Annotated in this window: 14 protein-coding genes; 9 read left to right on the forward strand and 5 right to left on the reverse strand. The window is 64.7% G+C overall.

The annotated features are described in order from the left end of the window. Nucleotides 1-34: 34 nt before the first annotated feature. Nucleotides 35-3442, forward strand: coding sequence for an XVIPCD domain-containing protein (locus CR156_RS21920; protein ID WP_100554584.1), 3408 nt, complete (start codon nt 35-37; stop codon nt 3440-3442). A 113-nt stretch (nt 3443-3555) separates the two neighbouring features. Here the strand turns inward: CR156_RS21920 and CR156_RS22830 are convergent, their stop codons facing one another. Genes CR156_RS22830 through CR156_RS21935 form a run of 3 tightly spaced genes read right to left on the reverse strand, consistent with a single transcriptional unit; the run spans nt 3556 to nt 7584 of the window. Further along, nucleotides 3556-4047 (reverse strand): hypothetical protein, encoded by a 492-nt coding sequence (locus tag CR156_RS22830; RefSeq protein ID WP_133120130.1) that lies wholly within the window; start codon nt 4045-4047, stop codon nt 3556-3558. Nucleotides 4048-4087: 40 nt separating this feature from the next. Then, complete coding sequence (locus CR156_RS21930) at nt 4088-7072, reverse strand: XVIPCD domain-containing protein (protein WP_133120131.1); 2985 nt, start codon at nt 7070-7072, stop codon at nt 4088-4090. 11 nt (nt 7073-7083) lie between these two features. Beyond that, nucleotides 7084-7584 (reverse strand): hypothetical protein, encoded by a 501-nt coding sequence (locus tag CR156_RS21935; RefSeq protein ID WP_100554587.1) that lies wholly within the window; start codon nt 7582-7584, stop codon nt 7084-7086. A 245-nt stretch (nt 7585-7829) separates the two neighbouring features. Between CR156_RS21935 and CR156_RS21940 the strand changes: the two genes are divergently transcribed. The 3 genes from CR156_RS21940 to CR156_RS21950 all read left to right on the forward strand — a co-directional run bounded on the left by CR156_RS21940 (nt 7830) and on the right by CR156_RS21950 (nt 10791). Further along, on the forward strand, nt 7830-8756 hold the full coding sequence (locus CR156_RS21940) for an XVIPCD domain-containing protein (protein ID WP_100554588.1): 927 nt from the start codon (nt 7830-7832) through the stop codon (nt 8754-8756). Between the two features lie 166 nt (nt 8757-8922). Further along, nucleotides 8923-10071, forward strand: a complete 1149-nt coding sequence (locus CR156_RS21945; RefSeq protein ID WP_100554589.1) for a YncE family protein — start codon at nt 8923-8925, stop codon at nt 10069-10071. Between the two features lie 144 nt (nt 10072-10215). Continuing rightward, on the forward strand, nt 10216-10791 hold the full coding sequence (locus tag CR156_RS21950; protein WP_100554590.1) for a hypothetical protein: 576 nt from the start codon (nt 10216-10218) through the stop codon (nt 10789-10791). A 251-nt stretch (nt 10792-11042) separates the two neighbouring features. On the opposite strand, the gene CR156_RS21955 is transcribed toward CR156_RS21950, so the two are convergent. Then, entirely contained in the window at nt 11043-11441 is a 399-nt protein-coding gene (locus CR156_RS21955; RefSeq protein ID WP_243382186.1) for an XVIPCD domain-containing protein, read from the reverse strand. A 147-nt stretch (nt 11442-11588) separates the two neighbouring features. On the opposite strand from CR156_RS21955, the gene CR156_RS21960 reads away from it, so the two are divergent. Further along, on the forward strand, nt 11589-12134 hold the full coding sequence (locus CR156_RS21960; protein WP_133120132.1) for a hypothetical protein: 546 nt from the start codon (nt 11589-11591) through the stop codon (nt 12132-12134). 22 nt (nt 12135-12156) lie between these two features. Here CR156_RS21960 and CR156_RS21965 read toward each other — a convergent pair whose 3' ends face one another. Further along, complete coding sequence (locus CR156_RS21965; RefSeq protein WP_100554593.1) at nt 12157-12636, reverse strand: nuclear transport factor 2 family protein; 480 nt, start codon at nt 12634-12636, stop codon at nt 12157-12159. 225 nt (nt 12637-12861) lie between these two features. Between CR156_RS21965 and CR156_RS21970 the strand changes: the two genes are divergently transcribed. From CR156_RS21970 to CR156_RS21980, 4 genes are all read left to right on the forward strand, one after another. After that, nucleotides 12862-13674: an alpha/beta fold hydrolase gene (locus CR156_RS21970; protein WP_100554594.1), complete on the forward strand. Its 813-nt coding sequence runs from the start codon at nt 12862-12864 to the stop codon at nt 13672-13674. Between the two features lie 24 nt (nt 13675-13698). After that, the gene (locus tag CR156_RS23035) at nt 13699-13869 is read left to right on the forward strand and encodes a hypothetical protein (protein ID WP_165781037.1); all 171 of its coding nucleotides are present in this window, start codon (nt 13699-13701) and stop codon (nt 13867-13869) included. Nucleotides 13870-14043: 174 nt separating this feature from the next. Next, on the forward strand, nt 14044-14688 hold the full coding sequence (locus CR156_RS21975) for a hypothetical protein (protein ID WP_100554595.1): 645 nt from the start codon (nt 14044-14046) through the stop codon (nt 14686-14688). Nucleotides 14689-14804: 116 nt separating this feature from the next. Then, the gene (locus CR156_RS21980; RefSeq protein ID WP_100554596.1) at nt 14805-15773 is read left to right on the forward strand and encodes a polysaccharide deacetylase family protein; all 969 of its coding nucleotides are present in this window, start codon (nt 14805-14807) and stop codon (nt 15771-15773) included. Nucleotides 15774-15775 lie beyond the last annotated feature (2 nt).

Consider the following 15775-nt stretch of genomic DNA (forward strand, 5'->3'; position numbering starts at 1 on the left):
GTCCGCTGATTGAACTCAAGGAAGAGGTCGCTCTATGCCGCGCAACAGTCCGATTCTCCAGAAGCACCATGTGCTTGAGCAACAAACCTTCAATAACAACGATTTTCTGCAGGCATTGGTGGACGCAGAGCTCGTTGAGAAGGACGTGTTCGAGAACCTGCTCTACATGCCGGCAGACAAGAGGCTCGCTGCTGCCATGGGTGTTTCCCCTCATGGCGGGGGGCCGATCAAGGACTATCAAAACGGAATCACCTTTTCTCTGGAGCTGATCGAGGCATCACCAGACGGCCAAGCTGCGCTTCGCGGTGACGTGGCTGCGATGCAGCGCGTGGCAGCTCAGGTCAACGGCCTTCGCGACACAATGACGATTGGCCTAGTCAATGGTGATCTTTACACGAACGCCCCTCTTGGCATGGATTCGGATGCCATCAGGCCACGAACGCAGGCATTCTTCGGGAGTGTCGATCACTACGCGCAGGTCCACTCCGTGCAGTACGGTGCGTTGACTGGCATGAGTCCAGACGAGCGAATGCATCTTCTAGTGACCAGAACTGAATCACGCATTGTGGCCTTGCTGGAAGTCCACGATCAGTTCGGCACCAAGCTGACTAAAGGAGGTGATCTTGAGCTTCAGAAGAAGAGCTTGTCTGCGGCGATCTCCGATGCGCAACAATCTGGTCGGATTGCCATGTCGGAGCCCGGCATCCTGAAAGTGGAGCGTGTGCTAGGTGAAGAGGCTGCCTATCGCATTCGTGCGCCTCGCTTGCAGCAAGGCGGTATCACCATGGACCTCCTCCTCGGGGAAGCCTCCTCCAGCCAACTGATCCGCTCCGGCGGCCTGCTCGCCTCTGGCGCCGACGCCGTCATCACCGCCCGCCGCACCTCGCAGCTGCTGGAAGAAGGCAACGGCACCGCCGCCCAGTCCGAGCTCACCCACGCCCTGGCGCGCAACGGCGGTGGCTGGATCGGCGGCATCGCCACCGCGTCGGTGATCGGCACCTCCAGTTTCGTCCCTGCGGCCATCGTCGCGGGCGATGCGCTGCTGATGAGCAAGGCCTTCGACAAGGGCGCCGATCTGCTCGACAACCGCGCCGTCTACCGACAGACCGACAAGGCCGATGTGACCTGGCAGTTCAATGGCCTCAACTGGCAGCGCCAGGCGTTCATGGACAGCACGGGCGATGGCGTGGGTAATCCCGCTGAGCGCAGCGTGGGCGCCAGCTACGAGAAGGCCCGCGAACTGGGCGCGTATGCCAATGTAAAAGCGGTGGAGCTGGCGCTGGGCAAGGCACCGCCGCCGCAGGACCCCTTCAGCATTCCGGCACGGGAGGGCGAGGGCCGTCTGGACAATCCCAACTGGCATCGTGATGCGCAGACCGAGCAGTGGACGCGACAGGTCAAGGTGGGCGTATCCGGCGTAAACGACCGGGGTGTCTACGAGACGCAGACCGCCAGCCCCGAGCGCGCCAACGAGTTGAATCGCGAGGCGGTGCAACGTATCGAGAACAACATTGCCAACGGCAAGGCCGCCATCGCCGCCAGCTACCTGGAGACGCGCGCCGCCACCCGCGCCAGCGACTTCGTACCGCTGGTGCCCGAAGTGGTGGAGCAGGCCCGCGCCAGGAGCGACGCCGTTCTTGGCTCGGACAACCAGCGCTACCAACGCGATGAGGCGGGGCAATGGACACGCGCCGGGCAAACAGCGCAAGGCAATATGGCGCTGGAGCTGGAACTGACCCGCACGATCCAGCAACCATCGCTCGAGCGGTTCAACGAGACCATCGCTGCGTTGGAGGCGCGGCCGCTGCCTTCTGCTGCGGAGATGAACCAGAACGAGCTGCGACACAGCTACTACGCTGCGGGCATCGCGCTTACCCCCGTGTGGGAGCAGGCGATCGAACTGGCCACCACGCGCACTCGCGAGCAGCACGGCATCACTGGCCCGACGATGCAGGAGCTTGGGCCGTCCGTTGCAGGTAACGCAGGCGAATCAAGGCCGATCACCCATTACCAGGTGGGGCAGGATGGGGTGGCGCGGGCGGTGGCGACCACCACGACAGTAGAACTGCAGGCGGCGTGGAGCGAGGTTCGTGCACGCGCTGCCGAACAGGCGCCCGTGCCGGAATCGCCGGAGTTGCGCATCGCGGCGCTATCCGCCCGCGAGCGGGAGGCTTACCAGCAGGCCCTGCAGGAGGCCAATCGTCAAGGCGCGGCGACGGTGGATGCCGGGCAGGTAGCACGCACGGCCGCACAGCATGTTCAGAGCGACGCACCTGCGCCCTCCGATGCCCGCGATGCTGTTGCCGATGCGCAACGCGAGGAGGCCCTGCATCGCCCGCCCATAGCGACGGAGCCGGTGGCTGCAACGCCATCGACGGTGGTAGTGCCGGCATCAATCCCTGAACCTGAAACACCTGAGCGCACGCAGCACGCCGAGCAGCGTGAACAGCCGCCGCGACGCGAGCCAGAGGTACAGACGCCGCCGCCCGAGCCGGAGCCCCGCGTGGCGGACGTTCCACTGCCGACGCAGCCCCCCACTTCTGCGTTGGCGCCAGCGGTGGCCGCTGAGCCCCTTAAGCAGGAAGCGTCAGGGCAGGGGACTTCGCACGAGGCAGTAGTGGACGCCACTCCGACCCGTGCGGCAGAGCCGCTCACCGCTACGCACGTTTCCGAACAGGCTGTCGAAATCCCTGACGTTTCGTCGCTCAACAGCGCAGTACAGCCATTGGAGCCGAGGCCCGAGCCAGTGCCGGAACAGGCGCCACTGGTCGCGGAGCACTCATCGCCCGCCCAGCCGGTCGAACTGAGGACGCCGGAGCCTGAAGCGCAAATGCAGTCACCTGCTGCGCACGCCACCCCTCAGGCGGAGTCCGAGCGGCCGGACCTGGTGCTGCAGGAGAGCAAACTCGAATCATCCATCGAGCCGGTGGCAGAACCCGCGCGGTACCAGGCCGACGTCTCGGTGCCGGATGTCGATGACGCGCTGCCCCCGCGTGACCCGCGGAGCGACCCGACCCTGCCGGGCCATCCGGATCACGCGCTTTACCAGCAGATACGCGAGGGCGTGGAAGCGCTGGATGCCCGCCACGGGCGTAGCTTCGACGAAGTGAGCGAACGGGTGACCGCCAGTCTGCTGGTGCTGGCCAAGGACAACGACCTGGAGCGTGTGGATCATGTGCTGGTGAGCAACGCCACCAGGGAGCATCCGGCTGGGCACACGCTGTTCGTGGTGCAGGGAGAGCCAAGTGATCCGGCGCATCATCGTGCGGCAATGCCTACCGAACTGGCTGCGCAGACATCGGTGGAAGACTCGATGCAGCAGTTCGATGCAGTCAGCCGCGAGGCGAGCCAGCGTGCTATTGCCAACCAGATGGAGCAGCAACTAGAGGATCAGCGCGTGCAGCAGGATATCCAGATTCGTGCAGCCAGTGGAGGAGGATGATCGATGGTCAGCGGCGAGCCGGTTCAGAAGGATGGGTGAGAAGAATCACCAAGGACGACACTCACTACTGTCCCTCAGTACCTTCAGGTCGCGCTTGTCGTGCTTCAGGTCACTCAATCCCTTGGCGGAATCTGCAGACTTGCGAGAAGCAGATAGCCTTCCAGCGAATCCAGTACGCGATGCGCATTCGCCGGCACGCCAGCGGCAGCCAGTGCATCGTGCGTGGTCAAGGCGACATAGCGCACAGGATGCCGTGACCGGACGCCGGAGCCTGCGGCTGCCAGCAGCGCATAAACGATCCTGCGCAGAAAGGAAAAATCGTCCTCGGTGCTGCCCAGGGCTGACTTCTCTTCGAGCAAGCATCTCAATGACTGAGGATGTGTGAAGTCGAGTGAATAAATGTCCTCCCAATGCCCCTCTTCTCTGATGTACCAATCCAGCCCTCCGCTAACCCCCGCGACCCCAACGCGCTCGTCGTTGCGACGGAACACGTACTCATACTCTGCAGGTGATGGCCCACCACCTTGCAGGCGGGCGAGGCTGACCATGACCGCGTTCTGCATCTCGGCTTCCGACGTTGCATCTGGATAGAAAGTACTTGGCATGTGTTCCTCTTGGTTGCCCTTGATACGGTATTGGCGACTATCACCCCATACTCGCCGCCCGTCCCCTTACTTCCTGCTGCATCCGATCCTCCTGCGACTGCTGCTCAAGTTCACGGCTCACCGCACGCTGCTGCGCTTCCTGGCTCACGCTTTCGTACTGCTGCAGCGATTGCTCGACCGGCGTCTGCACGGCCTGCGCCGTCGGCATCGAGGCCCGTGCGTGTGACGGGTCGTTCAATTCGCCCTGTACCAGAAACACCGTGTGTCCCGCAGGGGTTTGCGCAGTCGCGTTGCTCAGCACCACGTGGTCCACGCGTGACAGATCGCTGTCTTTGGCCAGCACCAGCAGGCTGGCGCTCATCCGTTCGCTGATCGCGTCGAAGCTGCGCCCGTGCTTGGCATCCAGTGCCGCAACACCGTCGCGAATCTGCTCGTAGAGCGGGTGGTCAGGATGACCCGGCATTTGCGGGCCGCCGCCGGTCATGGATTCATCCACGGCCTTGCGGGCGTGGTCGTGCAGAGCATGGGCGGGGTGATCCTGCTCCTGCACTACGGCGGGAGCGGTGGGGTGTTCGCGTTGCTGCCCATCCATCTGTGGCAGGGGATGGGATGGAGACCGATGAACCAATTGCAGCCTCGCCACATCCTCCACGGTTGTGGTGGAGGTCAGCTCCATGCGGTTGCCCGGGGCAGTGCCGAAGGAAGCGATGGCGCTGTCCGGGCTGGGCACGTGCGTGCGTGGGTCGGGCATCAGCTCCAGCGTGATGTCGGCCTGTTTCCCAACGGCGGCAAGATTCTGTTCAACCGCTGCGGTGGTGGCGGCAAGCTGTTCCTCGGTGCGCGGGATGCCATGTTTCGCGTACAGCGATTCCACCTGGCCGCGCACGCCCTCAGGCGCGATGTGCACGGTGGCCTTGATCTGTTCCGCCATCCTGCCCATGTTCGCAATGCCGGCGTTCTGGCTCTGCCAGGTGATCTCCAGCTCATCGCTGAGGTTACGGTTGGCCTGGCTGCTGTAGACCGCGCCTTCATGCAGCCATTGGCCATCCGCCTGGCGGCTGTAGCTACGACCGTCACTTGCGCGCAGGGTATTGGCGCTGTCCTGCGCATCGCGGATTGCCTGTGGAATGGACGGGTTCTGGGCGTCGCCGAAGTCACTCCAGCGGCCCTGCTCGTGGGCGACCACGTAGCGCGCGGCCACGGCTGCCTTGGTGTTGGCCGCGTTCTGCGCGATGACGGTGCGCGACTGCTCATCCAAGGCGGGTTCGCGTTCCGGCGGAACAGGCTCGCGTCGCGTGATGGGGGTGCGCCCATCTACGACCTCCTTTATCTCCAGCTCCCATTGCCGCGATACGGTGTCGCGTACGAACTCCCTTCCGGTCTCGAACGCGCCGGGTGGCGGTTCGCTCACGCCATTGGCGCTCAGTCGGTAAGGATCCCGTGGCGGCGGCAGGTTGGCCAGGCCCAGCTCGTAGGAGGCACGGGCGGCCTGCCAGTTCAATTGGCGCTCCAGCGTGCCAGTAGCCACATAGTCGGCGCGGAAGGTGACATCGTCGCCCCGTGCCGTCTGCACTGGCCGCACCTCCACGCCCGTACCCAGATCAGCGCTCTGCACTTGCTGTTGCTCGGCGTTGCGCAGCCAGCGGCCATCCGGGTCTGCCGGGTTGCGCGTCCAGGTACGCTGCAATGGATCCTGCTGGATATAGACCCGCTCGATGTCCTTCTGCTCGGCCCACTTCTCACCCAGGTGGGCGCCAAGCACGCCACCACCGATGCCGGCAACGACAGCGCCGGGGCCCGTCCACGAGCCGGATACGAGGCCAATGCCTGCACCTGCTGCGAAGCCGCCGAGCGCGCCGCCCACGTTGCGGCCGACGAAATGCGCCGATGTGGAATCGGCACCTGCAGTGTTGCCTTGCGAGTTCAGCTCAACCCATTTGTGGCCAGAGGTGGCAAAGTCATGCGCCATAAGTGCGACGCCGGCCACGCCAAGTGCTTTCATGCCGGGGTTCACACCGTGAGGTACCGCCTCGGCTACTGCCATGCCCGGAGGCCCGCGCGGCGCGCCCGGCTGCAGCGGCGAATGCGGAGTTGGCTCAGGCAGATCGGCGAACAGACGCGGGCCTGTAGACAGCGCCGAGCGAGCAGCGACCCAGTCCGCGCGGGTGGTGGACATCTCGTGCAGGCTTAGTGCGCTGTAGTCGTGCAGGGGCTTTTCGAAGAGCGTCTTGCCCAAAGCGTCATAGCCATCGATGGGCTTCAGGTGCAGGCGTACCTGGGCCACGTCGACCGCTTGGCCGGTGTTGATGGTGGCGTGCTGGGCCAGGGTGCGCTCGAGGGTTTGGTACTCGGCGGCTGATTGGCTGGCGAAGGCGAGCGGGTCGGGACCGAATGTGCTTACGGGGTAGCCGTTGATGCGCACGGTGGGGTGATCGAGAGCGGTGGCTAGCTCAAACTTGTCGAAGCCACGTCCGGATTTTGCGCCATCGACGAATGCCACCAAGGGCCTATGTGTGGCAATGGCGTTCTCGAAATACCTTGGACTCCCCGCATTCCACATGATGTCCTGCAGCGCTGCTCTATGATTTCCGCCCCAAGGCTCCGTCCCCTGGGCATTCATGAAGCGCTCAAGCCCTCGCTCCATGATCTGGAACTCCGGGTGTTTCAGAGGGGCCGTCCTCATCTCGTCAATGAAACGTCCCCAGGGGGTGTCACCAATGATGCCGGCGCTGCCGTTCACATCTTTTGCATAGTTCTTGGCATTATCAAAATTCAGTTGGCCGCTACGATCTGTAGCAGAGAAACCCAGATAGTCGGTGCCTGCGGAAAGCTCAGGAGGGTGTGCCTGCATCTTGGTAGCGACGTAGTCAGCGAAGCTCGTAACGCCATCCGGCCCTGATTGGGGTGATCTCAGATAGGAGATCACCTCTTGCTTCTGTTGCATTGAAAGCGGGCTGCCGTCAGAAGTGTTCTTCGCTCCGCCCAATGTGGCGAGAGCGAAATCGTCGAATATGAACTTGGACATGACGGCCAGCCTCAATCCGCACGGATGGGATTGACTGCTTCAGCCAAGATGATGACGCCTCCATGGTGAGCGGGCGCCAAGCCGACTGTAGAAATATCGTTGCGAGCAAGTGCTTCGGCCGTGGTGATCGCAACGTAGCGCACGCCATACCTTGCACTGCTGTGGTCCATGTTCGCCAGCACCAGCCCCTGCGCCACTGAGCATAGGAAGGCGAAGTGGCTGTCCTGATTGTTCAGCGTCTGCTTGAAGCCGAGGATAGACTTCAGGACCCAGTCGCGGCCCAGATCTAGGGTAAAGACGCGTTCCCGGCCATTCTGTGTCTCAACGATCTCGTCGCTTCCAAAGAGCCCCAGTCCGTCAACTCTCTGGCCATTGAGATAGAAGAGATACTGATACTCGGTGTGGCTCGGATCTTCGGGGGGGCTCGCCGGCAGGATGCGCGGTGCGGTGATGGTGACGCCGGTGTGGCGATCGACTGCGGAGCCTGGCTGACGCTCAAATTCCAGCGGCATGATTGATCCTTCAATGGAGTCCGGTTGCAGGCGATGGGATCCAATGATCCCGCCGCGTCCTTTTGCGGACTATACGACGTCATCCTGGCTGCTCTATAGGCTCCGGTCTTAAAGTCCTCCGTACTGCTCCCTGGTTCACACATTCAGCAAGCCAATCCCGTCACCCAGGCCACCTCCACCTGCCCGCGAACCCACCTATGCGATCATCCCGCCAGGACCGCAGTACCCAACAAGGCTGAGCAGGCATGGAGCAAGCAACACGCTACACGGTAACCCTCTTTCTGGCCGCGCCCGGCACCCCGCTGAACAGCGGCGGCAGCTCGCCGCGCGGCCACATGTATTTCCAGACCACCGCCGGCGAGGAAGCGCACAGCTACGGCTTCGCACCGCCGCGCCTTCCGACCGGTGAGGCCGCTGCCGGTGTGCAGTACGCCGAGGTTGTACACGACGATGCCGACGAGCACCGGGACCCGTACTACAGCCGAACCCTTGAGATCAGCGAGGAGCACTACGGCTGCCTGCGCGATTTCGCCGAGGAACCGGCCGAGTTCGAGTTCGATGTTGATCGACCCGCCACCATCAACCGCTGCAGCGATTTTGTATGGGCCGCGCTGCACTACGCCGGCCTGCATTCGCAGCCGGCACCTCTGGACGGTGGCAGCGACCTGGGCGAGTTCGCGGTGCTGTTCAACCTGCCGGAAATCCAGTGCATTGCGGCGCCATTCCCGGCCAGCGAGCTGAATGGCGAACAGCACCACCCGATGCCCGAACGCGAGGCCGAGCTGCACCGCGAGGGCGGTCGCCCGAGCCACGAGCCGCCGCCCAGCCCGATGGAAGTGGCCGGTACGCTGCTGGATCCCTCGCACCCCGACCACCGGCTGTTCGCGCAGCTGATCCAGAAGGTGGCCGAGCTGGACGCCGCCCACGGCCGCACCTTCGACGACACCAGCCAGCGCATCAGCGCCAGCCTGCTGGTGCTGGCCAAGCAGAACAACCTGTCCCGCGTGGACCACGTGCTGCTCAGCCGGCCGACGAAGAGCAGCCACGAGGCGGAGAGCATCTTCATCGTGCAGGGTGACCGCGATGACCCTGGGCATCGTCGCGCGAGCATCGCTACGGAAGTAGCGGCACAGACGGATGTGGCGGATTCGCTGCGGTTGAAGGAGCAGTAGTCCGAGCGTCCGCCATGCATCCGCAGGCGGACGCCACGGTCCCCACCTGCTACCATTCCCCCGCTACCCAGCCAGCCCCACCCCGCGCAGACAGATGCAGGGCCGGGCCGTCGAAGAACGGCCCCGCGAGCCAGGACACCCTCCGTGCCCATTGAAGGACGCTCGCATGATCCGCAATTCCCTTTTCCGTTCGGCCGCGCTGGCCGTTGCCGTGTCGCTGAGCCTTGGCGCTCCGACCGCCTTCGCCGCTGACGCCGCCACCGCAACCAGCCCCGCCACCGCCGTGCAGCGCCAGGCCGTCGCCCAGGGCCTGTACGAGCTGGCCTACAGCCCCAAGCAGAACGCGGTGTTCGTTGCCTCGTCCGGTGGGTTCGGCGATGACGCCGGCCCGGCCCAGGTGCTGCGCCTGAACCCGACCACGTTGGCCGTGGAAACCCGCATCCCGCTGGAGCGCAAGGCGTTCGGCGTGGTGCTGGATGACGCCCACAACCGCCTGTACGTGGGCAACACCGTGGACCTGTCGGTAACCGTGGTCGACACCGCACAGAACAAGGCCATCGGCACCGTACAGCTGATGGAGAAGAAGACCGGCAAGGACGGCAAGGCGGCCTACACCCACGACCTGCGCGAGCTGGTGGTCGACAGCGCCGCCAACCGCCTGTACGTCACCGGCCACAGCAGCCAGCCGGATGTGAGCAGCGTGCTGTTCGTGATCGATACCAACACCCTGAAGGTGATCAACACCATTCCGGGCCTGGGTAATGCCAAGGCGCCGGGGCTGGCGCTGGATGCCGCCAACAAGCGCGTGTACACCAGCAATCTGCTGGCCGATCTGGTGGTGGTGGGCACCGACTCCAACAAGGTGGAGGCCCAGCACAGGATCGCCGCCGAGCAGCCGATGAACATCGCGCTGGACCCGGCCGGCAAGCGCCTGTTCGTGACCGACCAGGGCTCGGAAATGCTGCGTGGTTACCAGGCCAAGAGCAGCGGGCTGGTCAGCAAGCACCCGGGCCAGCGCGTGCTGGTGCTCGACCGCAGCAACGGCAAGGAACTGGCCAGCATCCCGACCGACGCCGGCCCGCTGGGCATCCTGCTGGATGCACCGCGCAAGCGCCTGTACGTGACGAACCGCGAAGCGGGTACGGTGACCGCGTACAACAGCGACAGCTACCAGAAGGTGGCCACCTACGCCGTGCCGACGCACCCGAACAGCCTGGCGCTGGATGCGAAGAACAACGTGCTGTACGTGAGCATCAAGAACGGCGAGAAGGATGCCAAGGGCTCGGAAGAGAGCGTGGCGCGGATTCAGCTGTGATGCGATGACGCTGGGCCACGCCCGGCGTCCTGGCGCGTGAAGAAGGCAGGGTGCAGACCCTGCCTTTTTCTTTGCCCGGTTGCAGTGCCCACCGCCAACCCGCTAGGGTTGAAGCCCATGGCAGGGAGCCAAAGGGTCTGAATCATGCTGGGTATCCACCGCTGGCTGCGCGTCGGCCTGTTGATCATCTTGAGCTCCGTGCTCGGCGCCTGTACCAGCCGCATCCCGGAGCCGCCGGAACCTCTGGAACTGACGCAACCGATTACGGTGGATCAGCCGGGCCAAGAGGTGCGGTTCGAGTTCGAAGCGAATGCGCGCAATTTCGATCCAGGCCGAACCTATGCGCTGGAGTTGGAGTTGCAACGGTACGGACCGGTCACGAACGACGAGCCTGACGTAGGCAGATTGAAGGTCCCATTCGAGGTAACCCTGCAGCAATGGGGCGCCGATGTCTGGAAAGATGTTCCCACCTACGACAGCTACCAGGCCGGCGTGCTGAATGCAGGCAAGTCACTTCCCGAGTGGCATGCATCCAGCGAATGGCGCTACACATCCCCCCACATGGGTAGCGCGGGCCACTACCTGCTGAGCGTGGTCGCTCTGCCGCTGCAGTGCAACAACCGCTATCGCGTACAGGTTCGTACCGTACAGACCACGCCGGAATTGCAGCACTACTCGGCTCGGGTGCGGGTACATGCAGCGCGACCTGTAGGCAAATAGCTATCCTCAAGTTGTAGAGCCGACCCCTTGTCCGAATTGCGCTGCTCGTAGACAGTCATGCGCGCTACCGCCTACAGGGTTCGTACCGCGCAGGTGAAGCCGGAGGTGCAGCAGTACACAGTGCGTGTGCGCGTGCATGTTGCTCGTCTGCCTGGTAATTAACCAACAGCAGAAGCAGCAGTCCCAGCCGCGAGCGGGCTGATATCGGCCGATGCCACAGAGGCGTCGAAGACATCGACGCCTGGCGGTTCTCATCCCAGACGATGCATAGGATTCTGCTGCTGGTCCTGTACCTGTGCATCCAGCGTCTGCTGCTCAGCCTGCACCGGCGGCTGCCCACCCAACCCCAGTTTCTGAAGCGACTCCTCGGCCGGCGTCTGCGCGGCCACGGCAGTCGGCAGCATCGCCCGCAGATGCGCCGGGTTGGCCGGGTCGCCCTGCACCACGAAGATGTTGTGGCCGGCCGGGTGATTGGCCGTGGCGTTGCTCACCACCACGTGGTCGGCGCGTTCCAGGCCCTGTTCACGGGCCTTGACGGCCAGGCTGGCCGCCACGTTCTCGCTGGTGGCATCGAACTCGCGGCCGTGCTTCTCGTCCAGTGCGGCCACGTTCTGGCGGATCTGCTGGTGAAGGGAATCGTCAGGGGTCATTGGGGGCTCCATGTGGCCGCTACCGTGTGGCCGGATGTGGCCAGTGTAAATCGGTCGCAGGCTGCGCCGGTAACCGCTTTGTTGCTAGCCTGTGGCCCGGCGACGCAGGGGATGGCGTCCGTTGCAATGGCAGCGGGGGAGAGCATGGTGCACGGGGAGACAATCCGGATACGGGGACAGGCGGCCGCGCGGTTGCTGCTGGGCGTGGGGCTGTGGGCCTGCGCAGGTGCTGCGACGGCTGACACGCCGGTAGCAGCGGACGATCCCGCCTGCCCATCGCAGGACTTCACCCGTTTCCTGCAACGCTTTGCCGACCCGGCGGATGACCGGGTGCGGCTGCGCTACACCTCCGACCCGCTGGAGTACGAGGTGCCCATGCACACCGTGCGCGACGACCACGAGGGGCTGGCGGCCACGCACGTCGTGCTGGAACAGGGCGCCGCGCGATTGAAACGTTTCAGTTACCGCTACCTCGCTGCCTTCGATCTGTTCGTGCCTTCGCCGGTCAGCCGTGACCCGGTCGCGCTGGAGCGCATGCGCGCGGGCACCTACAACGCCCCCACGCAGATCGAGCCGATCGATGACAACGGGCAGCGCGTGACCTTCGGTAGCGACACCGAGCGAGACACCTACACCTTCGCGCGCCGTTACGGCTGCTGGATGCTGACGCGCGCCAGCAACCTGCGCGACTGAGCAGGCGCTGCGGCGCTGACGATCATTTGTCCGCTGGGCGGTGGTCGTAGCTGATCACGCGCTCGGCCTGCCATTGGCCGTCCACCCGTCGCCAGACCTGGATGAAACGGGCCTGGCCGGTCCAGCGTTCAACGCCATCGGTGCCGCGCTCATGGAAGCGGTGGTCGCCGATTTCCAGTGCGCGATCATCCCGCAGCGGAAAGACCTGCAGCGAGCTCTCCACCAGCTCGCGCCGCAGGTGCCAGCCGCCCTTGTGTGCGTTGTCGCACAGGTTGGCCACGCTGCGGCGGAAGTCGGCGCGACTGCTGGCGGACTTTCCATCCTTGTCATGGAAGAACTCCATGTCCTCGGTGGTCATCGCGGCGGCTTTGTCGGCGTCGCAGCTGTCGAACGCTGCGACGAACAGTTGCGTGTCGGCTGCGCGGATCTGCTCGCGCAGGCTGTCGCTGGCGGGGGAGGTGCCGACGAGTGCGGCGGCGAGCAGGGGCAGGGCGAGCAGCATGGCATGGCTCCGTTGAGGACCGGCGCAGACTGGCACGGGGGCTGTCTCACCGTAAGCGGGCGCTGACGAAACGGGGCCAGGGCCCGACCAATGCCGCACTGGCGGGTGTGAACCTGTGCGGCCCGGCACCCGTGTACGCGATGTCATGGCCTGAGCCGATTCCATCACGGGCGTCTCCGTCGCGAGTGCCTAGGCTGGGGTCCTCATTCCCCCCCCGGAGCCCCCATGCCTACCTCCTCCGTCCGCCTGCACATTGAAGACACCGGCGGCACCGGCCGTCCGGTGATCCTGATCCATGGCTGGCCGTTGTCGGCCGAAGCATGGAAGGCCCAGGTGCCGTTGCTGCGCGATGCCGGCTACCGCGTGATCAGCTACGACCGCCGCGGCTTCGGTCGCTCGGAAAAGCCTGCCGATGGCTACGAGTACGACACCTTGGCCGCTGATCTGGCCGGCCTGATCGACGAGCGTGACCTGCGCGACGTGACCCTGGTCGGCTTCTCGATGGGCGGTGGCGAGGTGGCGCGCTACATCGCCAACCACGGTGAGGATCGCCTGCACAGCGTGGTGTTCGCCTCCGCCGTACCGCCGTACCTGCTGAAGGGCGCGGACAACCCGGACGGGCCGCTGACCCAGGAAAAGGCCGATGAGATGCGCCAGGGGCTGGAGAAAGACCGCGAAGCGTTCTTCGACGGCTTTACCCGTGACTTCTTCAGTGCCGACGGCAAGCTGATGGTCACCGAGGACGAGCGTCAGGCCGCCATCGCACTCGCCCATCAGTCCGACCAGAACGCGGCGCTGGGATGCATGAAGGCGTTCGCCACCACCGATTTCCGTGCGGACCTGAAGAAGGTGACGGTACCGACGCTGGTGCTGCACGGTGACAGCGACGCTACGGTGCCGTTCGAAGGTTCGGGCAAGCGCACGCACGCGGCCGTCGCCGGCAGCGAGGTGGTGGTGCTGAAGCATGCGCCCCATGGCTGCAACACCAGCCACGCCGATGATTTCAATCTGGCGCTGCTGGAATTCCTGAAGAAGTAACACCGACTACGGCATCATCCGCTCATGCCCACTGCCCGCACGCCGCCCTGGAAGAAGCCCAACCCGAAGGGTCAGAAGACGCAGCCCCTGACGGAGTCGCAGAAGGCGGCGGCGCGGCAGCGGGCGGAAGAGAACGGGCGTCGTTACCCGAACCTGGTGGACAACATGTGGGCGGCGAAACTGCCGCGTGGTTGACGCGCTACCTGACGCGCCGCAGTAACAGATGCAGCTCCACCATCGGCAACACTCCCGCATGCAGCGCATATGCAGCGGACATGATCGCGCGTCATCCGCGATGGTGTCGCATCTGCCAGCCGACAGCGGCCGTTGGCTTGGCTAGCATGCGCGTCACTCGCTGGGGATACACCGATGACTGCCTTCACTGCCCGCCTCGGGCGCTTCTTCGGCGCTGGCCTGATGTTGTTGCTGCTGCAGGTGGTAGCACTGCTGTCGGTTGGCTTGGCCGCAGGTTACTTCCACCACCGCGTGGACCTGCTGCTGGAGCCCCTGTCGCTGGCTTGCGGTGGCACCGATCCGGGCGCGCGCCTGCACGTGGCCGAGCATCTGCTGGCGCGTGCCGGTGCGCTGGATGATTGGCAGCCGCTGTGCTGGTTGCCGATGGCAGCGCTGGTGCTTGCTCTGCTGGGTACGCTCCTGGTCTGCGTACACTGGCTGCGCCATGTTGATGCGCCGCTACGCCGCAGCGCATGGGGCCTGCTTGCCCTGCACGCGGCGGCACTGCTGCTGGCCAGCGCGATGCTGCGGCTGTATGAGCATGTGTGGGAAGGCATCACCACAGCACTGCCGGCTGCGTGCATGACAGATCTGGCACCGGATGGACATGAGCTGCCGTCCTCGATGCGGCAATGGTTGCTGCAGCTCTTCGCCAGGGCGGACCTGATGCCACCGCACGCGCCTGATGCGCTGGCCATCATCCTGTGTGGGTTGTTGCTGGCAGCGATGGTGGTTGGTCTGTGGCTATGGCGCATTACTTCGCGATTGACGCAGCCCTGAGGCCCGGTACGGATATCGCCCGCTGACTCGGCCCAGCGCCGCAACACCTGGCCCACACTCGGCTGCAAGGCTCAATCGCGCTACAGTCGCTGCATCCTCATCCCATGGATGTACCGATGCGTCTGTTCCTGCGTGCGTTGCCGTTGCTGTTGTTGTCACTCACCGTCCACGCTGCCGAGGTCGATCGGCGCATTGCGGTGACCATTGACGATCTGCCGTGGGCGCGCCTGGATGAGATCGTGCCGGCGGATCTGCAGGCGCGTCATGCCGCACTGATGGCGCAGCTGCGCCAGGCTGACGTGCCGGTGATCGGTTTCGTCAACGGCAACAAGCTGGAAGTGGATGGCAAGGTGCAGCCGGCGCGCGTGCAGATGCTGCGCGACTGGCTGGATGCCGGCTACGAGCTGGGTAACCACACCTGGTCGCACATGGACCTCAACGCCAAGGGCGTGCCAGCGTTCCAGCAGGATTTCCTGCGCGGCGAGCAGGTGTTGCGACCGCTGCTGGCCGAACGCGGGGAGGCGCCACAGTGGATGCGTCATCCGTATCTGCGCGCCGGCCGCACGCCGGAAGATCGCGCGGCGATGGACGTGTTCTTCAAGCAGCACGGCTACCGCGTTGCGCCGGTGACGGTCGATAACGGTGAGTGGGTGTGGGCCTTCGCCTACGCCAACGTGATGAACGAGCAGCCTGACTCACCTGAGCGTGAGGCGACGCTGGCGAGCCTGCGCAAGGGCTATGTGCCGTACATGCTGAACAAGGTGGATTACTACGAGAAGCAGTCGCTGGCGCTGCTGGGGTATGCGGTGCCGCAGGTGTGGCTGATGCATGCCAACGAACTCAACGCGGCGACGTTCGCCGAGCTGGTGGCGGCCACCAAGCGTCGTGGCTATCGCTTCGTGTCGCTGCAGGAGGCCGTGCGCGACCCTGCCTATGCACGCGGTGCGGAGGGCTACAGTGGTCGTTACGGACCGAGCTGGCTGCACCGCTGGGCGATGGCCGAGAACAAGCCCAAGGAGTTCTACGCCGGCGAGCCGGAAGTGCCGAAGTGGGTGATGAAGCTGGCCAAGGTCGACGGCGAGTGAGG

It is taken from the genome of Stenotrophomonas lactitubi (genome assembly GCF_002803515.1).
Classification (GTDB): domain Bacteria; phylum Pseudomonadota; class Gammaproteobacteria; order Xanthomonadales; family Xanthomonadaceae; genus Stenotrophomonas; species Stenotrophomonas lactitubi.